The following is a 17,602-nucleotide window of genomic DNA, read 5'->3' on the forward strand; positions in this document are numbered from 1 at the left end:
TCAGGATAAACCATGCTAATCCTGTAATTGTTTAATTTTTATATTGATTAAAATGATGAAACGAAAAGAGTTTTACGAAACTAAAAAAGAGGTGTTTTTTAAGAACTGGATGCATAAAAACTATGCAGTTTTTAATACACTAAACCGACAAATAAAAATTGGGTTTTTATCACTGGCATATTTTACTTGCCTTGGCTATCATTTAACCCTGGCTGGAAATACCACTGATAGCATTAATACAAAAATTCGTCTTGATGAGATAGAAATCAATGCCCGTAGAGGACCGGCCATATACTCAGAGGCCGGTCGAACGGTCACCATTTTGTCTCGGGCACAGATAGAGACTTTGCCTGTTCAGAGTGTACAGGATTTGTTGCGATATGCCATGAGTATTGATGTTCGGGAACGCGGTCCTTTGGGAATTCAAGCTGACGTCAGTGTGAGAGGGGGATCCTTTGATCAGTTAATGGTTCTTTTAAATGGCATCAACATTTCCGACCCTCAAACTGGGCATCATACCCTTAACCTGCCCATCGACCTGTCAAGTATAGAAAGGGTTGAAATACTCAACGGTCCTGCTGCCAGAATCTATGGCCCAAATGCTTTCAGTGGTGCCATAAATTTTATAACCAATACCGGAGCAAGAGAAGAGGCCACTGTTTCAATTTCGGGAGGCGAAAATCGCCTTTACAACCTGGGAGCTACGGTTGCCTATGGAACAGGAAGTCTTAATAATTTCCTGGCTGTGAATAAAGGTGGAAGTGATGGATATATCGACAACACCGATTTTGATCTGTTCAACATCTACTATCACGGCCAGTTGAAGATCGATCAACAACAACTCTCCTTTCAAAGCGGGTATACAGAGAAGGCTTTTGGAGCCAATGCTTTCTATTCTGCCAGGTTTCCTGATCAGTTTGAAAACACTCGTACTTTTTTCAATTCAATTTCAATGGAGTCAGGCGGATTGGTAAAGGTGCGTCCAAACCTTTACTGGCGCCGACATCATGATCGTTTTGAGCTTTTCAGAGATATGCAAGGAGCTGAGTCCTGGTACTCCGGACACAATTATCACATGACCGATGTGTTTGGTGCCGGTGTTAATGCTTCCATTCCATGGGAATTGGGAACTACATCCATAGGTGGTGAAATGCGCGGGGAATCGGTTTGGAGTAATGTTTTGGGGATTCCTATGGATGAGCCAATGAAGACTCCCGGTGAAAAAGAGGGGCAGTTTACACATCATTTCACAAGGAATAATGCCTCATTTTTTTTAGAGCATGCCTATTCCATAAATACTCTGAACATTTCTGCCGGGATATTGATGAATCAAAATTCCCAACTTGGCTATGGCACAGATTGGTTTCCCGGCATCGATCTGAGTTATTGGTTCACCCCTAACCTTAAATGGTTTGCTGCCTGGAACCAGGCGCTTAGGCTACCCACTTTCACCGACTTGTTCTATTCGGGACCTACCAATGTGGGTAATCCTGATTTGAAACCTGAAAAAGCGTCAACAATTGAATCCGGGTATCGTTGGAGAAATCACTGGCTGGACTTTCAGCAGGGAGGTTTTTACCGTATTGGAGAGAATCTGATTGACTGGGGAAGGGTACCTGGTGAAGATATTTACACCACCTCCAACATCAACAGAATTGAAGCATGGGGAATTGAATATGCTTTGAATATTTCGGTAACAGAGGCCATTCCACATCAAAATATCATTAAAAATATCAGTGTTAACTACTCCTTCATCAATCAGAATAAGAAAGCTGATGAAGGCTACGAGTCGGCCTACGTCCTTGATCACCTTAAACATAAGCTAAACATAGGATTGGTTCATGGCATTGGGATCGATCATCTTACTTTTAACTGGAATGCTCAGTTTCAGGAAAGAGAAGGTGGATTTACCAGTTCATCAACCGGGATATACCAAACTTACCAACCATTTTGGAGAACCGATTTTCGCATAAATTGGCAACCTAAAGTTAGCCCTGATTATATTCTACATCTATACGCTGAAGCCACCAACCTGTTCGATAAAAGGTATGCAGATCTTGGGGAGCTTTATCAGCCTGGTCGTTGGGTCAGGATGGGGGTGAGAATGAACTTCAGATTGTAGGTATTATGGATGCGAAGACTCTAAAATTCAGAGTCTTTTAATCTCGGGATTATAAATTTGACCAAGGAGGCTTTGGCTTAAGTGTTTAGAAATTTCAAATCAGGGATGTTTGATATAATAAACGCAACGACACAAAAACGCAGAGTTTTGGTTTAGGTGTTCTTAATTTGATTGGAATCAAGGTCGAAAATCATCATTTCGCACTTTTTACAGTCAAATTTTAATTCATATGAGTTTTTCCCCGATTTAAGGATTAAATTTTCAGGAGTGGCCTTGGGATTTTCCTTGGGACAGCTATTGGTAGCATATCTGATGCAGTGGCGGGTGGTCATTAATCTTGCTCCAGTGGGTGACTTGATTTCAAAGGCAGGTTCAGTCTTCTTCACCCCATGGATATTATAAAACTTTTGAGCAAGATGGTTGGAAACATTCAGGCTGAAATCCTTCACTGCATTTGGATAGGGATGTGAAGTTTGAGGAAAAAGTTTCTCCTGTCTTCTATAGCTATTTAACCTTTTGGTTTTATGTACATCGTTCAACTCTCGTCTGACGGCATTGATTTCAGCTGCCGGAATAAAAATTGGTTGAAGCAATTGCAGCTTTATGCTGTTTGGGTTATAAATGGTATTCCCCCATTTGCTCAGTTGATCACCAATGGTTTTTAAAGCCAGATCCGGGTTCTTGGCCGGTTCTTTTATGATATTTTTTCTGATTTCAGAACTTAAACCATCTTCATCAATTAATTGCAGAGATATGCCATCTTCTGTTTCACTCAGGTTAAGGTCAATGGCAATTCGTCTGTTTTCTTTGCTGTTGATCAGTTGTTTTTCAAACAATTGATCGTGGTTTCTGTAAAGCATGGCTCCGGTATAGAGCTCTTTTATATCGTCGGCATACACTTTGTTTTCGACTGTCTTGTTTATCCGGAAACCTCTTAATTGTTTGCTTTTGTTTAAAAAGCAAATGCCGTCACCATTGTTTAAATCAATCCCATCTTCAGCTATAAAATAGTCGCGACTGATTGTAACAACCCGTCCCAGTTTTTCTCCTAAGGATTTTGGAGTATGCAATGACCAGATATCCTTCTCCCGTCCATTCAGAAAGTAGGTGGTAAATCCTCTGGAAAAAGTTTTTGCAGGTGATGGTTCAAAAGGAATTGTAACTCTGCCGGAAGAACTTCGCGCCAAGTTGGAATCAGTTTCTATGATCCGATCCAGCTGTTGACGGTACCAGGAAGTTACATTTTTTACATATGTTGCATCTTTGAGCCGACCTTCAATTTTAAAGCTTGAAATGCCGGCTTTAATCAAATCATGCAGATGATTCGTATTGCTAAGGTCTTTCAGCGATAAGAGGTGCTGATTCTTAATCAGTGTTTTCCCATCCAGATTTTCCAGCGAATATGGAAGTCGACACGGCTGGCTACACTCTCCCCGGTTTGCACTTCGTCCGGAAGTGGCTTGGCTCATATAGCATTGCCCGCTGTATGAAACGCAAAGTGCCCCGTGAATAAAAAACTCAAGGGGTACATTTGTGATATTTCTAATTTCTGCAATTTCATTCAGTGTAAGTTCCCTTGCCAGAACCACTTGATCAAACCCTGCATCTTCAAGAAATTTAACTTTTTCCGGGGTTCTATTGTCGGTTTGTGTACTCGCATGAACGGCAATGGGAGGGAGGTTCATTTGTGTAATGCCCATATCCTGTATGATGATAGCATCTACACCTATTTTGTATAACTGATGGATCAGTTTCTCTGCCTCAGTTAATTCATGATCATACAAAAGTGTATTGATTGCCACATAAACCTTTGCGTTGAATAAATGTGCATATTCGGTTAGTGTGGCTATATCCGTTAAACTATTACCTGCTGCTGCCCTTGCTCCGAATTTTGGTGCTCCGGTATATACGGCATCTGCACCATGATTAATGGCTGCCAGACCACATTCCAAATCCCTGGCCGGAGCCAACAGTTCCAGCGAAGTTACTCTTCCTTTTTCCTGTAACATCTGATCCAGTCAATATCCATAAAGGATGGCATCTGTTTGTCGGATGGGTATTCAGGTAAAATTGTACAGAATGATAGATACATTGGTTCATTGGGCACATGTTTTACTTCCCTGTGTACCTCAATTCCATTGATTTTCCATATCAATGCTTCCGGCGACCAATCCAATGTATAAATATAGTATCCGTTTTTGAAATTGGCACCTGTTATCTTCTTTAACAGGTTTAATGGTTGCCCCTCAGGAGCACCAACATGAATACCACTTTCCAGTGCTTTCCCTTTGGTCACACTGGATTTAAAGACATCCAACTGGGGCAACATTTTTTCTCCCACTAGCCAAAATGCATTTACAACAGGGTACGCTTGTGAGAATTTTACTTTAGCTTCAAATTTGCCGTATTTCTGTCGGAAGCTCTGCCCTGTACTTATCAAACCCGATGTGTACTCAAAATCTTGCATTGTAAATCCAAGAGTAGCATCCCAAACTTTTCCGCGGTATGTCTCTTTTTGTGTATTGATGCGAACAACACTGTCGTGCATTTCAATGTTGTCCTCTTTAAAGAACTGTTTTTCTCCGGCGAGCACATAATTGTCGTTCATGAGTGCTTTTCCCCAGTAATAGCCAGTCATCCATCTGCTTTTATCAAGTTGCAGTGCATCAAAATCATCTTCAAATGTGAGCTCCCATTTACGGATTTCTTTAAATGGATTCAGTTTTTTGGTTTTTTGATACCATTTTACATCCTCATTTTTTTGAAGTTCTTTGAACTCCTCAATCAATCTGGCTTCTTCCGACTTTTTAAATCGGTTTTTATCTTCAAGAAATACTTTTTTCTCAATGAATTCGGGCGATTGGATGATTGATTCCAATTTGAAAAAGGATTTTAATCGCTCACTGTTTTCCAGTTTGGCAACCGTTCTGTATTCATTGGATTTATCTTGTTTCAGATAAAAGATGATGTCAGGATCTTTCTTAAGTGCGCTGTATTGTTCCTGTTTAGCATAGGCCTCACTCTGCTTAAAATCTTTTTTTACTTTGGCTGAGTGAAATGCAGAGGAGTTAACAAATACTTTTAAGTCATTAAACTCTTTTAAAAGATCTGACTCTAGAATACTTTTCATCCGATCCAGTTTTCCGCTCTTGGAGTATTCCAGATAGGATTTGATATCTTTTGAGGCTTTCATGGATTTAAACTGCTCCAACTGCCTGTACTCCTCTGAGTTTTTAAACTTGGCCGTTTTCAGGAATTGCACTTTCTTTTCAAAGTCTCCTGAATGAACCAGTTGATCCAATTCATTATATCGTCTTAATGTTTCTGATTGATCCAATTCGTTGAATCGTTCAAAATCAACTTTTTCCTTAATTAGTTTTGATTCAAATTTTTTGGTAGAGCCAAATTTGCTTCCAAACTGAATTCCAAATATTATTGCCATTCTTTCGAGGTTTAAAAATCAATGGGTTTAGTTTGTTACGAAAATAAAAGCAAAGAGTTTTTATTTTTACCGTGGAAAATTAAGAAAAAAAGATCAAATAATTGTATTCATAAAGAAATAGATGATTTTATGAATCTATTAGATCTTTGTATTTTTAATTATTAATATTAGTTTGTGGATTGAAATGTGTTGAAAATAACACGATTAGGTGCGGAATTTTGGATTGACAACCAATTGGTTGTCAGCACCTGATCTGCCTCATTTTCTAATTTTCTAAAAATCTATTGCTCTCTTACCATTCGTAATCTTAAAAAATTATATATTTGCAACCGCGAAAGCAATAGATATTGCCCAGATGGTGAAATTGGTAGACACGCCAGCTTGAGGGGCTGGTGCCGGTTTTCGGCGTGCAAGTTCGAGTCTTGTTCTGGGCACAAAAAAAGGAAGTCGTAAGACTTCCTTTTTTTTATTTTTTGAATTCTTCAAAATGAATTCTATTATGCAGGAGGGCATTGTCTGCATATGGCTCCCTCTCTCTCTCTTTGTAACCAATGGCAATAATTGAGGCAACTTCTAAACATTCCGGGGCTTTGATGATATCTTTCACATAATCGCCAGCAGATAAATTTTCATCATGTTCTCTGCGTCGAATCTGAATCCAGGTTGAACCCAGCCCCAGGTCTTCTGCTACCATTTGAACCAAAATGGCTGCAATGGAGCAATCTTCAATCCAAACATCACTTTTTGTTGGATCGCCCAGAATGACGATGGCAAGTGGTGCTCCTGAAAGAAAGGCAGCTCCATGTGGTTTGCATTTGGATAGCTGTTCCAGGGTTTGTTTATTTTCAATAAAAACAAACTCCCACGGGCGATTGTTTTTGGAGGTTGGCGACCAGAGTATTGCTTTTATGAATTGCTCTTTAATATCATCTCCAACTGGTTGTGATGTGAACTTGCGGCAACTTCTGCGATTTTGAATCTGTTCAAGCATTGATTTTCTCATAGAAATTATCTTTTAACCATTCTCAGAAAGTTGAGCTATTTTGTGAATCTCTTCCGATTCAATAATGTTACAGTGATGTTTATTTATGGCAATGTGAGCCATTACTTTAGCAAGTGAAACGGCTTTAATGGGTCTGTATTTTCGCAGTGGCCCTATGAAAATTGCTTTTAAAGGCTTTAAAACCATTGAGGCCAATTTCTCCGCGATTCGATTTTCACTTCTTTTCCCTTCAATTAATGATGGTCTGACGATATACAAATTAGGGATTTTCAGTTTAAGAAGAGCTTCATCGGTCTCTCCCTTGGTACGGATATAGTAGTTTCTGCTTTTGGCGTTGGCACCAATGGAGCTGATAACTACAAAGGTCTCAATTCCTTTTTGAGCAACTCTGCTTGCCAGTTCCAGAACAGCATTGTGGTCAACTTCTCTGAATTTTTCAACTGAACCTGCTTTTTTCAATGTCGTTCCCAGGCAGCAAAAAACCACATCTACATCTTGTGGAACATGAATTTCTCCTATTTTAAGATTGAAGTATGATACATGATCGGGCAAATCAGTGATGGCTTTTCTTGCTGCTAGGTATAGTTTCCCAACACGTGGGTGTTGGGAAAGAATTTTTGCCAGTTCTGACCCGGTTAATCCGCTTGCACCGTATATCGCGAAATTAATCATTGATGTTGTTGATTAGTTGATCCATCCGTGCAGCTTCAGGCCTCATCTCAAGTCTTCGGTAAATGTTTCTTAGATATTGCATGTAAGTTACGTTCCCCGGTTGCATTTCATGCAGCTCCACGAAAAGGTCTCTTGATTTTCTGAAATCGGCTGAAATAAGTCTTAACTCCCTTCTCAGGTATGCATAAGTAGTATAATTGGGATTCCGGTTGTATTTTGTCATTTCATCCTGATACCAGTTTTCAGCTTTATCGTAATAGAACCTGGCTTTCCAGAATTTAGCTGGTTCAAAATCCGGATTTTCGGCCAAAATCTCACCGGATAGGGCCAAAGCTTCGTCGGCTCTGTCCGTTTTCTCCAATATCTGAAGCTTTTTAAACATGATGTCAGGTTGCTGATTATCTGGAATTCTGTTCCAGGTTTGCAGAGCTGATTCATAATCTCCGGAACTTTCTTCTATTTCAAAAATCCGAAGCATCACTTTTCTGCGGCTGTCGGTTAGTTTAATTTTATCAATGTGATTGATCCAATGCTGGTATTCCTGCTGTTGATTTCCAGTTTGTTGGTAGCTTTTCCCTTTTATCAGAACTATGTCAGGGTTATTTTGCCAGATCTCTGTTTTCTCAAAATAGCGGTGTGTTTGGTCATAAAAACCGGCATGCCACGCCGCTTTCCCTGCCAGAATAGAAACAGGCTGGCTGATGGTGTCATTGCTGTTTCGTGTCATTATTTCAAGGCGGTCATATTCACTCAAGACCTGATTATAATTCCCTTGTTGATATAATTGTGTGATATTTGATTCCAGATTGGTGAGTTGTCTTCCGGGTGCGCATGAGGCGATGATTAAAATAACGAGTAGTGTTGAGAAAATAAACTTCATTTGATTAATATTTATTGGTTATTTGATGTTTCGATCTCCTTCTGTCACAATAAATGAGCCAGAGTTAAAATGCAATTGTGCCATACCACAAAAATACCGAGCCTTCTTATGGGAAACAAGTGAGTTTGCTTTTTTTAATAAGTTGCTCTTTTTTTTGAATAGCATAGCGATGAGCATCAAATGTTTAAAACTATAATTTTAAAATAATATCGGAATCGTTATTAAATATTAGGCAAATGTTCTATTTTTGCAGCCGTAAACGTGATTTAAACACGGGTGTAGCTCAGTTGGTAGAGCACTGGTCTCCAAAACCAGGTGTCGGGAGTTCGAGTCTCTCCTCCCGTGCAAAATTGAATCAATTCAACCGGAGAGGTGCAGGAGTGGTTGAACTGGCTCGCCTGGAAAGCGAGTGTGCGCCAAAAGCGTACCGGGGGTTCGAATCCCTTCCTCTCCGCAAAGGGACTGTCTGATTCAGACAGTCCCTTTTTTTGTTGAATGATTTTAGAATTGTTCGATTAGTTTATTAATTTGTAAAATATACAAATCTGTCTGGGGGGGGCTGTTAATATGCTTTCAATCAGCTTTTTGAGCTTGTTTGGTGTTCTTAGAATATACTGTTTTAAACTTCACAAAATATGAGAGTCCATTTTTTTCAGCACGTCGAATTTGAGGGGCCGGGTTATATAGAAATCTGGATGAAGGAAAACCAGTATCAAATTTCTTCAACTCATTTTTATAAGACGAATTATAAACTTCCTAAAGTAGAGGAGATAGATGCTTTAATTGTGATGGGAGGGCCAATGGGTGTTTATGATGAAGCTTCTCACGCATGGCTGAAAGAAGAAAAGGTTTTTATTAAGGAGTGCATCAATTCAGGTAAGAAAATTCTGGGGATTTGTCTTGGAGCACAACTTATAGCGCATTGTCTCGGAGCAGAGGTTTCACAGGCAGAGCATAAAGAAATTGGTTGGTTTCAGGTATTGCCAACAGACGAATGCACAGGCTTACAATGGTTTTACAAATTATTCTGTGGAAACCCAATCGTATTTCACTGGCATGGAGATCAATTTGAAATTCCTGAAGGTGCCATCGATTTACTCTCATCCAAAGCAAATAGAAATCAGGCATTTTATGCACAGAACGGCATCATAGGTTTGCAGTTCCATTTGGAATGCACCGATGACAGTCTTGCGCAGATGCTGGAAAACGGGTTGGATGATCTGTCTGGCACCGGCACTTATGTTCAATCTTCAGATGAAATTTCATCTAATATTCAATTTGCTCCGCATTGCAATATCCTGATGAAGGAAATTCTTCATTATTGGATTTCAGAGTAAATGTAGAGACAGAATTATATCACTCAATCACCTCAATTTTTACATATATCAACCCTTTCCTTAAATCATTGATGGCCGAAAAAGAAGACCTTGAAAGGTCTATGATTCTTTCACCCACAAATGGCCCCCGATCGTTAATGGTGACTTCAATGCTGTTTTTCGTCTCCATGCAAGTAACCAGCACCCTACTGCCCAGTGGTAACGTCTGATGCGCTGCTGTTGGTAAGTGGTGGTAATATATTTCACCCGATGCAGTAGGCCTTCCCTGAAAAAGATTGGCGTAATAGGAGGCAATGCCGAACTCAATGTATGATGGTGTTTCTGTTTCAGCGGTTTCCGGATTATTCTCTGATGGCCAAATGGATGCTACAACAGCCATTATGAGCAATATAATCAGAGTTTTTTGCATAACAGGTGTGCCAAAAACCTTCTCTCGTATGTGCATGAAGTCCTTTAACATTGAGCTGTTTTAGAATCTATTGAGCACTATATATTAACTCTCAAATTTACAAAATATCTGCGAGGAAGCCCCGGATAATAATATCTTGGAGCAGTATTCCCAAACGATGGGGCATTGACCAGCACCATGGAAGCATGACGACGATCCAAGAGATTTTGTACACCTGCTGTAACTCTTAAATCTTTTATCCATCCGTTTGTGTATCGATAGTTCAATGATAAATCGATGAGTTCGTGCCCTGAATAGGTTAAAGTGTTGGCATCATTCAGAAATTGGCGACTGATATGCTGAAGGGAGGTATGTAAACTGAGGTTTGTAAGCAACGTATTGGTCATTGTGATATTCAGTGAACTACCGGGTAATCCCGGTAGCTTTTTGTTGCGAAAATCTTCATCTACCTGCTCAAAACGCTTGAATTTATTTTGCATAAGGGTATGTGTAACCCTGATTGAATGCTCAGGTAAAATGAAGGGATTGGTAATGTGAAAAAATGCAGAGGTTTCCAATCCGTAATGGACGGTTTTCCCGGCGTTTTCTCCGTAGAAGACATCCTCGGCATCCCTGCGTGTCATCAGCAAATTGCGAATGTTTATCCGGTAGGCGGTTAAATCAAGGTTCAATCGGTTCGATATAATGGAACTTCTGATACCACCTTCGTAATTTATTCCCTCTTCGGGTTTAAGTTCCCGGTTGATGCCTCCATCTGGAAGCAGCGCTTCTTCGGGCGAAGGTGCTGAAAATCCGTGTCCAACCGAAGCAAAAAGATAATTTCCCGGCCACAACCTCTGGTTGATGGCCAGTCGTGGCGAGATAACTGGTGAATATCGATGTTTCTCTTCCGGTTCGTTTTCAGGGAAAATAATATTGGTGCGATAAAAGAGTTGGTGCAGATTGACGCCTGCCGTTACAATGGTTCCGGTTTCAAACTCCTTTTCTGCGTGTGCAAAGATGTTATAGTAATTTCTTCGTTCCTTGCTGTTGAATTCCTGTTCTCCTCTTTCTTCACCTATTGTTTCAAAGATTTTCCACTGATAGGTTTCAGTGAAGAATTCGCCTCCAAAAGAAAAGGAAATGTTGTTGCCTGTATACAAGATCTGTTGGCGAATGCCAAGGGTTTTGGTTAGTTCATCCAGTGTGTTGAATGGGCGTGGTTCATAAGCATCGTTGTATATGCCGTAAATGGCGATGCGATTATTGAGCAGGGGGGTGAGTTGCGATTGCAATGAAACTCCGGCCTGCCATTTTTTATAGCTTTGGTAACCGCGGATGGCGAGCCAGTTTGCAGCGGCACTTCGCGGGTTGTTTAAATATGCTTCACGACTGATGGAACTGGGGATTTGAGCCATCAGGTCCACATGGTTGACTAAAAACGAAAGTTTGTGAGTACTTGTTTGCGAATCCTGAAATGAATTCAGCGAAACCCCTCCTCTGAACATGAGGTTGGTGCGCTCGTACCGGCTGTTTTGGCGGTAGCCATCCATGGTTGTTCTGTAAAATGCACCACTTATATAAGATGCAGAATCTCTGTGGGATATCGAAGTACCTCCTCGCAACAAATTAAACGAGCCTGTTTCTGCCAGTGCAGAAGCATTCCAGCCATGTGGAACGGGTGCGGGGCGAATGACGATGGTTCCACCCAGTCCGGATCCATATAGTGCCGATGAAGGGCCTTTAATGACTTCAATTCTCCCCATCTCGTTTATTTCCAGGTCTTCAACAATGGTTGCTCCATCGCCACTGGTGAGAGGGATATCATCAAAATAGGCTTTAATGCGATTGGAAGCGTAGGGCGTTCTGCTCCCTATTCCTCTGATGGTCAGTCTGGCCGTATTAAGTGCCCCGGCCTGCATTTGAATGCCGGGGATTTGTTCAAGATATGGTTTTATATCCGTTTGCTGTCCGGATTGGAGGATTTGCCCCGATAAAACAGAGATGCTTCCCGGAATGGCCGCTGTGGTTCTGTGAAACGGGGTAGCAGTCACCAGTACTTCATCCAGTTGGCTCTCAGTAGGGGTTAGAAAAATGGCTTGGTTTGGGACGATGCTGTCAATTACGATCCTCTTGTTTTCGTATGATATGTGTGATAAAACTAAAACGGAACATGAAAATTCTGAAGGAATACCAATTTCTCCGCGATGGTTGCTCACAGCAACCTGACGGCCGCTACAAAGCAAATAAACAGCCGGTATCGGCTGTTTATTTAATTTATCCTGAACCACAACTGTCCTTTGTCCCAACGAAACCGTTGTCCAAAATAACAATGTTAAAAACAATATAATTTTCATCAATTCTATTCATATTTATCACCTAAGGTGACTCTTTTCAAGAAATAGTCAATAGATTTACCTGTTTTAGGTTTAATGTTCTAGGTTCTAAGTTCTAGGTTTTAAGTTCTAAGTTTTATCTTAACTAAAACCCTTAACTAAAACCCTTAACTAAAACCCTTAACTCAAAACCATCAACTCAAAACCATCAACTCTCAACCCCAAACTTCTAACTTAAAACTTCTAGCATAGTTCAATCCCCAACCGGCACCAGTCTGAAAATAACACCCGGATTTTCAACAGCCACATAAACGTAGCCATCAGGTCCCATTTCTACATTCCGTACGCGACCTATTTCACGCAACAATATCTCCTCATGCACGACTTCGTTTCCAACTATCTCGTTTCTAACCAGGTACCTGAAACTTAACGATCCGGACAAAATGCTGTTTTCCCAAGCTTTAAATGGCTCTCCGGTTACAAATGTCATTCCGCAGGGTGCAATGGAGGGAGTCCATTCAATCACCGGTTGCTCCATGCCTTCTTTTTCGGTTTTTTCGGTGATGATGCTGCCATCGTAATTGATGCCGTATGAAATCACCGGCCATCCGTAATTGAGCCCTTTCTCAATGATGTTGAGTTCATCGCCTCCTTTTGGGCCATGCTCATGCGACCATAAAACACCCGTTTCGGGGTGTTTTACCAACCCCTGAGGATTCCTGTGTCCGTAGGACCAGATGGTGCCCATGGCGCCAGGTTCGTTGACAAATGGATTGCCCTGCGGTATGGTTCCGTCCTCTGCAATGCGGTGTATTTTTCCGGCGTGATTGGTCAAATCCTGTGAATTATCCCAGTTACCACGGTCGCCAATGGAGAAATAGAGATAGCCGTCGTCTCCGAAAACCATACGTGAACCAAAATGCACACCATTCCGTGTATCAGGTAGTCCTTTAAACAGCTCTTCTTTATCAACCAAACGGTTATCCTGCAGGCGGGCACGCATGATGGCCGTGTTACCACCTTGTGAGGGGCCCTGTGGTCCGTAGGTAGAATAGGCCAGATAGAGCCAACCGTTATTTTCGTAATCAGGATGGAGGCGAACATCCATTAATCCTCCCTGTCCATGAACAAAAATGGGGGGGAGGTCTTCTATCATACTCACAAAAACACCGTCTCTAAAGCGGAACAAATGACCGCTTCGCTCGGCCACCAGCATATCTCCATCTGGAAGCCAGGTTAGTCCCCAGGGAACCTCCAGACCTGTTGCAACAGTATCCAAACGGAAGGTGACTTTTTCCGATTCATGAATTTCCCCTATGCTGGGTCGGTAATCATGACTTTGATTGGCCTCTTTCATATCGGTGAGAATGTAAACAGCCATGTCATTGATTTCTCTGGCGCTCATTGATTGTCCAAAGGCAGGCATTCCCGACTCAATATCTCCATCCCTGATGATGGCGATCATATCCTCCAGAGGCATGTTAAACATGGCTTCGCGGTCTTCGCCGGCAAAGCGTTCCATGTTAAGTCCGTGACAAGAGGCACAATAACGTTCGTAATTTGAGATGGCCAGAGATTTGTCCGAGATGTCCATATCGAAAGAGACTTTTTTTGAATCGGAACATGTTGAAGCTGTAACCAGCCAAAAAACGGCCATGGATAATGAAAGAAGTAAAAATGTAAAGAGATGTTTGAAATTCATGATATAGGTTTTTTTTAGGATATATAATTATTTTGAATGTAGTCCACACATCAATTGGTAATATAAATAAATTTACTGCTTCTTTATTTATAATTCAAGTTGTTAACACTAAAATAACATGTAAGATGTGATAATGTTTCGTGTTTTTTATGAAAGCAGACCAGAAGTTATTTTCGTTGTAAACAAGAAGCGATATCGGTGTGGAGATATGTATCGTGGTTGCAGTAACTTTTAAATCGTTACCAAACTACCGGGGTTCACGTGCAGTGTGATGAGAAAACTTCGGTGTTTGATGTTCATTGACCTTCCTGTCTGTTTTTTCAGTTGATTCAGGAATATAAGTTGGGAGCGTAAAGCAGATTTTTGTTCCTTGTTGGGGTTGGGAACATGCCCAAATAGTTCCTTTATGAATTTCCACAAACTCTTTGCATAGAATTAGCCCCAAACCTGTCCCGCCGGCGTCAGCTGATTTTTGCAGGAAGAATGTCTCTTTTTCAGTGAAAAGGCTTTTAATCTGTTCGGCTGAAATTCCTATACCTTGATCTTCAACGGATATTTCGGCAAAACCGGAGTCAATATTTATTTTTGCCGAAACAGTTATTCGCGTGTTGCTGGTTGAGAACTTGATGGAATTGGAAATCAGGTTGCGCAATATTGTCTTGAGCATCTGTATATCTGCAAACACATATATATCTGTTGGAACAGCAACTTCAAAATTAATATTTTTTTGGTTGAGAGATACATTCAATAAGTTGATAACCTGCTGTACAACCGGTTTTAGCTGGATTTTATCGGGAGAAAAATGTATGCTTCCTTTCTGACTGTTGCCCCATGCAAGAAGATTCTCCAACAGGTAATAAAGAGATGTTGAGGACTCATGACTCATCTTTAGATAGTCCTGTATTTCTTCTTCCGTTTGTTCGGGATTTACGGCATAATAGCCGGATAAATCACGCAGACTCCCGATGGGACCTCTCAGGTCGTGACCAATTATGGACAAAATGCGGTCTTTTGCCAAATTACTCTGATTAAGTTCCACATTAATTCTGTGAATCTCTTTGTCACGCGATACCAGTAGTTTATGTGATTTCCGAATGCGCTGTTTTTGCCTGTAAAATATCACTCCCCCTGCTAAAAACAACATGGATATAACTACAATAACGATTAGTAAGATTTGGATGTTCCTGAATCTGGCTTTTTGCAGTTCATCTTCTGTTTTTAACAATTCAATCTGGCGTTGCTGGTTTTCGAACTGATACTGTTTTTCCAGTTTCAAAATATGAGCAGATTGTTGGTCGTTCCAATTAGCAATGTTCAAATCAATATATTTATCCAGATAGATTAATGCAGAGTCTGGTTGTTTTAGGTTTATGAATGTTTGTAACAGGTTATAATACACGTTAATTAGCATTTCTCCATTGTTGGAGCTTTTTGCAAATTCTGCCACTGAATAGAGGTTTTCAATGGCTTTGGGATAGTTCTTTTGTTGAATATAAATATGAGCCAGATTGTTTTTAACATTGCTGATGCGCATTGAATCATTAAGTTCTGAGAAAATTTCAAGGCTTTGATTAAGAAAGTCAATTGCTTTATCATATTTATTGTTTTGAAGATATATGGAAGCCATGTTAAATGTGGCACTTCCATATTGGTTGATAGGTGTTTGAGGGTGATTCATAATTGAAATGAACTGCTTTTTAGCATTCAGGAAATCGCCATCCATTCGAAATGTTGCTCCAATTGCAGATTGTATAGATAGTTTTAATTGGGTATCCTCGGTTTTATTGGCTTTTTCATAAGCCTTTTCCAAATGCTCCATGGCCTGAACGATGTTTCTTAATTGCATATATACACGACCCATAAAGAGGTATGTTTGTGCAAGTCCATGGGAATCATTATTCGAAGAGTATAAATCTAAAAGTTTGAGACAGATTTTCTGACACTTCTCAAGTTCATGATTATTGAGATATAGATGAAAGAGCGTGTTTAGTGAGTAGGTGTAAATCTCTTTTTCGGTTTTTGGTGAGGATATTAGTTCGTTGTAGCGATGAATGGCCAATTCTGTTTGTTGATTTTTCTCATAATAAATGGCTGCATTCAACAGTAGAAAGGTTTCAAAATGTGGGTTGTGGGTTATGTGTTGGTATAAATTGATGGAGTCATTCTTGCTTAGCGGATAAAATAGGGAGGTCGATTTGGCCAATTCAATTATTTCAGAGTTTTGATCGTTGTTATAGTATTTGATGTATTGATGAAAAATAGAATCTGAATAATTAATTGCCCCATTAATGTGGGGACAAATAAAAAGCAAAACAATAATTCCCAAAAACTTGAGGATGGAGGTTGACTTAATGATATGATGAACTGAAGAAATCATAAACTCCCACTTAAAAGACTTTTGAAAAGAATGAAAGTGACCTTTCGTTAATATATTTTATTGAAAAGCAAAGGTGTATTAACACCTTTGCTTTTCATATTTTAATCATAGTATTCTCTACTATGGCCATCCATATTCTACTATAACACCTCTTTTCCCGCCATCCATAACAACATCAACAGATATTGTAATTTCATCTTCCATTTCCGGTTGAATGGTATTCACATCGTCTTCTTTGCTGCATGCGGCAAACAAAACAAGCGCAAACATCGTAAGAATTAAATATTTAATATTAGACATAGGATAATTGTTTAAGTTGTTAATTAATAGTTATTGATAGGTTATTAAAACCCATGTTTCATGTTATAAGAACGGCCATTCTACTATGGCCATCCATAATCTATAATAACACCTTTTTTACCGTGATCTTTAGCACCTGCTTCTGCTAATTCCACCTTAATGCCTCTCTCCAGCAGTCCAATGTCTTTTCTTTTGATTTTAATTTTAAAATCAAATTCTTTAAGTTCTTTTGAACCACCGTTATAATCAATTGTGATTGGGCGGTAATGTTTATCGTCACTGATTTTGCCATCGCCTGATATTTTTGTTTTACTATCATCAGGCAGCATAGCCGAAACATTCAGGATGAACTCGTTCAAATTCCCCGAATTGTCGTTTTCATAGCCGAGGTTAACATAGGGTACTAGTTTTTCCATTTGATTTTTTTTTGGGTTAAATTTTAAAAATATCACGTAAATATAATAAAATTTGACTTTTTGTTATCATAAGTTAATTTGCCTTGATGAATAAACTTGACTAATTGATGCTTTTATTTGATTAATAGTCTTATATTTCAATATAACTGAGGAAGAAATTAAACGCAATTAAATCCTGCGCTAAAGTCACGGATACTGGAAGACACTAAGCTATTAGTAACTGTTTAAATTTAGTTGTGTGCGGGCATAAAATATTACTAAGATGCCAGAGCTACGCCCCTAAAACCATTAGTAGTGACTATTTCTACGAAGATATCAGGGCTACGCCCCTATTTATATACGTTAAGATGAATTCAAGGGGCGTTAGCCCTGTAATCTTAGTAGAAAAACATTTATTGACAGAACATTCGGTGCTTAGCCCTGACAACTAAATTTTTGAAAAAACCCGATTCGGTATTATTTTTGGATAAGACATAGTACTGTTTGCTCCATTTTATTAAATTTGAAACAAATATTTTAACCCTAATGGTTCGTTGTTGTTATGTATATCGCTGTTTTAATGGACTTGTGCTTCATTAAATAAAAAATCAATCATTAGTAAATCATTTAACATCTAAAACCTTAAAC

Annotated in this window: 13 protein-coding genes and 3 tRNA genes; 5 read left to right on the forward strand and 11 right to left on the reverse strand. The window is 39.7% G+C overall.

All coding sequences use genetic code 11. The features are described 5' to 3' along the window. The first annotated feature begins 52 nt into the window (after positions 1-52). A complete protein-coding gene (locus B5X70_RS10160; RefSeq protein WP_232468349.1) occupies positions 53-2,122 on the forward strand; it encodes a TonB-dependent receptor plug domain-containing protein in 2,070 nt (689 codons plus the stop codon). Positions 2,123-2,274: 152 nt separating this feature from the next. Here B5X70_RS10160 and B5X70_RS10165 read toward each other — a convergent pair whose 3' ends face one another. Both B5X70_RS10165 and B5X70_RS10170 read right to left on the reverse strand, forming a co-directional pair. Continuing rightward, on the reverse strand, positions 2,275-4,131 hold the full coding sequence (locus B5X70_RS10165; RefSeq protein WP_079557797.1) for a peptidase U32 family protein: 1,857 nt from the start codon (positions 4,129-4,131) through the stop codon (positions 2,275-2,277). Then, a complete protein-coding gene (locus B5X70_RS10170; RefSeq protein WP_232468348.1) occupies positions 4,107-5,564 on the reverse strand; it encodes a glycoside hydrolase family 16 protein in 1,458 nt (485 codons plus the stop codon). The genes B5X70_RS10165 and B5X70_RS10170 overlap by 25 nt, the downstream gene beginning before the upstream one ends. 349 nt (positions 5,565-5,913) lie before the next feature. Between B5X70_RS10170 and B5X70_RS10175 the strand changes: the two genes are divergently transcribed. Continuing rightward, positions 5,914-5,998, forward strand: a tRNA-Leu gene (locus B5X70_RS10175). A gap of 32 nt (positions 5,999-6,030) precedes the next feature. Here the strand turns inward: B5X70_RS10175 and B5X70_RS10180 are convergent. The 3 genes from B5X70_RS10180 to B5X70_RS10190 are packed head-to-tail and all read right to left on the reverse strand — an operon-like array spanning position 6,031 to position 8,119. Beyond that, positions 6,031-6,567 carry a nitroreductase family protein gene (locus B5X70_RS10180; RefSeq protein WP_232468347.1) on the reverse strand — a complete coding sequence of 179 codons (537 nt, stop codon included), beginning with the start codon at positions 6,565-6,567 and terminating at the stop codon, positions 6,031-6,033. A 12-nt stretch (positions 6,568-6,579) separates the two neighbouring features. After that, a complete protein-coding gene (locus tag B5X70_RS10185; RefSeq protein ID WP_079557798.1) occupies positions 6,580-7,239 on the reverse strand; it encodes a Rossmann-fold NAD(P)-binding domain-containing protein in 660 nt (219 codons plus the stop codon). Next, a complete protein-coding gene (locus B5X70_RS10190) occupies positions 7,232-8,119 on the reverse strand; it encodes a tetratricopeptide repeat protein (protein WP_079557799.1) in 888 nt (295 codons plus the stop codon). The genes B5X70_RS10185 and B5X70_RS10190 overlap by 8 nt, the downstream gene beginning before the upstream one ends. Before the next feature lie 272 nt (positions 8,120-8,391). Here B5X70_RS10190 and B5X70_RS10195 point away from each other — a divergent pair. The 3 genes from B5X70_RS10195 to B5X70_RS10205 all read left to right on the forward strand — a co-directional run bounded on the left by B5X70_RS10195 (position 8,392) and on the right by B5X70_RS10205 (position 9,456). Then, positions 8,392-8,464: transfer RNA gene (locus tag B5X70_RS10195), tRNA-Trp, on the forward strand. Between the two features lie 21 nt (positions 8,465-8,485). Further along, a tRNA-Ser gene (locus B5X70_RS10200) sits at positions 8,486-8,573 on the forward strand. 181 nt (positions 8,574-8,754) lie between these two features. After that, positions 8,755-9,456, forward strand: a complete 702-nt coding sequence (locus B5X70_RS10205) for a type 1 glutamine amidotransferase (RefSeq protein WP_079557800.1) — start codon at positions 8,755-8,757, stop codon at positions 9,454-9,456. Between the two features lie 19 nt (positions 9,457-9,475). Here B5X70_RS10205 and B5X70_RS10210 read toward each other — a convergent pair whose 3' ends face one another. The 6 genes from B5X70_RS10210 to B5X70_RS10235 all read right to left on the reverse strand — a co-directional run bounded on the left by B5X70_RS10210 (position 9,476) and on the right by B5X70_RS10235 (position 16,975). Continuing rightward, complete coding sequence (locus B5X70_RS10210; protein ID WP_088328821.1) at positions 9,476-9,916, reverse strand: septal ring lytic transglycosylase RlpA family protein; 441 nt, start codon at positions 9,914-9,916, stop codon at positions 9,476-9,478. A 26-nt stretch (positions 9,917-9,942) separates the two neighbouring features. After that, positions 9,943-12,201: a TonB-dependent receptor gene (locus B5X70_RS10215; protein ID WP_079557801.1), complete on the reverse strand. Its 2,259-nt coding sequence runs from the start codon at positions 12,199-12,201 to the stop codon at positions 9,943-9,945. Positions 12,202-12,433: 232 nt separating this feature from the next. Beyond that, on the reverse strand, positions 12,434-13,882 hold the full coding sequence (locus B5X70_RS10220; protein ID WP_079557802.1) for a PQQ-dependent sugar dehydrogenase: 1,449 nt from the start codon (positions 13,880-13,882) through the stop codon (positions 12,434-12,436). Between the two features lie 247 nt (positions 13,883-14,129). After that, complete coding sequence (locus B5X70_RS10225) at positions 14,130-16,259, reverse strand: ATP-binding protein (protein WP_079557803.1); 2,130 nt, start codon at positions 16,257-16,259, stop codon at positions 14,130-14,132. 120 nt (positions 16,260-16,379) lie between these two features. Continuing rightward, a complete protein-coding gene (locus tag B5X70_RS10230) occupies positions 16,380-16,559 on the reverse strand; it encodes a hypothetical protein (RefSeq protein WP_079557804.1) in 180 nt (59 codons plus the stop codon). Positions 16,560-16,642: 83 nt separating this feature from the next. After that, the gene (locus tag B5X70_RS10235; RefSeq protein WP_079557805.1) at positions 16,643-16,975 is read right to left on the reverse strand and encodes a hypothetical protein; all 333 of its coding nucleotides are present in this window, start codon (positions 16,973-16,975) and stop codon (positions 16,643-16,645) included. Between the last annotated feature and the right edge of the window lie 627 nt (positions 16,976-17,602).

Origin of the sequence: Alkalitalea saponilacus, assembly GCF_900168165.1 — a bacterium.
Lineage (GTDB): Bacteria > Bacteroidota > Bacteroidia > Bacteroidales > Marinilabiliaceae > Natronoflexus > Natronoflexus saponilacus.

Bases quoted from the DNA above. Each gene is read 5' to 3' on its own strand.
- B5X70_RS10160 (WP_232468349.1), top strand. From the start codon at position 53: ATGATGAAACGAAAAGAGTTTTACGAAACTAAAAAAGAGGTGTTTTTT.
- B5X70_RS10165 (WP_079557797.1), bottom strand. From the start codon at position 4,131: ATGTTACAGGAAAAAGGAAGAGTAACTTCGCTGGAACTGTTGGCTCCG.
- B5X70_RS10170 (WP_232468348.1), bottom strand. From the start codon at position 5,564: ATGGCAATAATATTTGGAATTCAGTTTGGAAGCAAATTTGGCTCTACC.
- B5X70_RS10180 (WP_232468347.1), bottom strand. From the start codon at position 6,567: ATGAGAAAATCAATGCTTGAACAGATTCAAAATCGCAGAAGTTGCCGC.
- B5X70_RS10185 (WP_079557798.1), bottom strand. From the start codon at position 7,239: ATGATTAATTTCGCGATATACGGTGCAAGCGGATTAACCGGGTCAGAA.
- B5X70_RS10190 (WP_079557799.1), bottom strand. From the start codon at position 8,119: ATGAAGTTTATTTTCTCAACACTACTCGTTATTTTAATCATCGCCTCA.
- B5X70_RS10205 (WP_079557800.1), top strand. From the start codon at position 8,755: ATGAGAGTCCATTTTTTTCAGCACGTCGAATTTGAGGGGCCGGGTTAT.
- B5X70_RS10210 (WP_088328821.1), bottom strand. From the start codon at position 9,916: ATGTTAAAGGACTTCATGCACATACGAGAGAAGGTTTTTGGCACACCT.
- B5X70_RS10215 (WP_079557801.1), bottom strand. From the start codon at position 12,201: ATGAAAATTATATTGTTTTTAACATTGTTATTTTGGACAACGGTTTCG.
- B5X70_RS10220 (WP_079557802.1), bottom strand. From the start codon at position 13,882: ATGAATTTCAAACATCTCTTTACATTTTTACTTCTTTCATTATCCATG.
- B5X70_RS10225 (WP_079557803.1), bottom strand. From the start codon at position 16,259: ATGATTTCTTCAGTTCATCATATCATTAAGTCAACCTCCATCCTCAAG.
- B5X70_RS10230 (WP_079557804.1), bottom strand. From the start codon at position 16,559: ATGTCTAATATTAAATATTTAATTCTTACGATGTTTGCGCTTGTTTTG.
- B5X70_RS10235 (WP_079557805.1), bottom strand. From the start codon at position 16,975: ATGGAAAAACTAGTACCCTATGTTAACCTCGGCTATGAAAACGACAAT.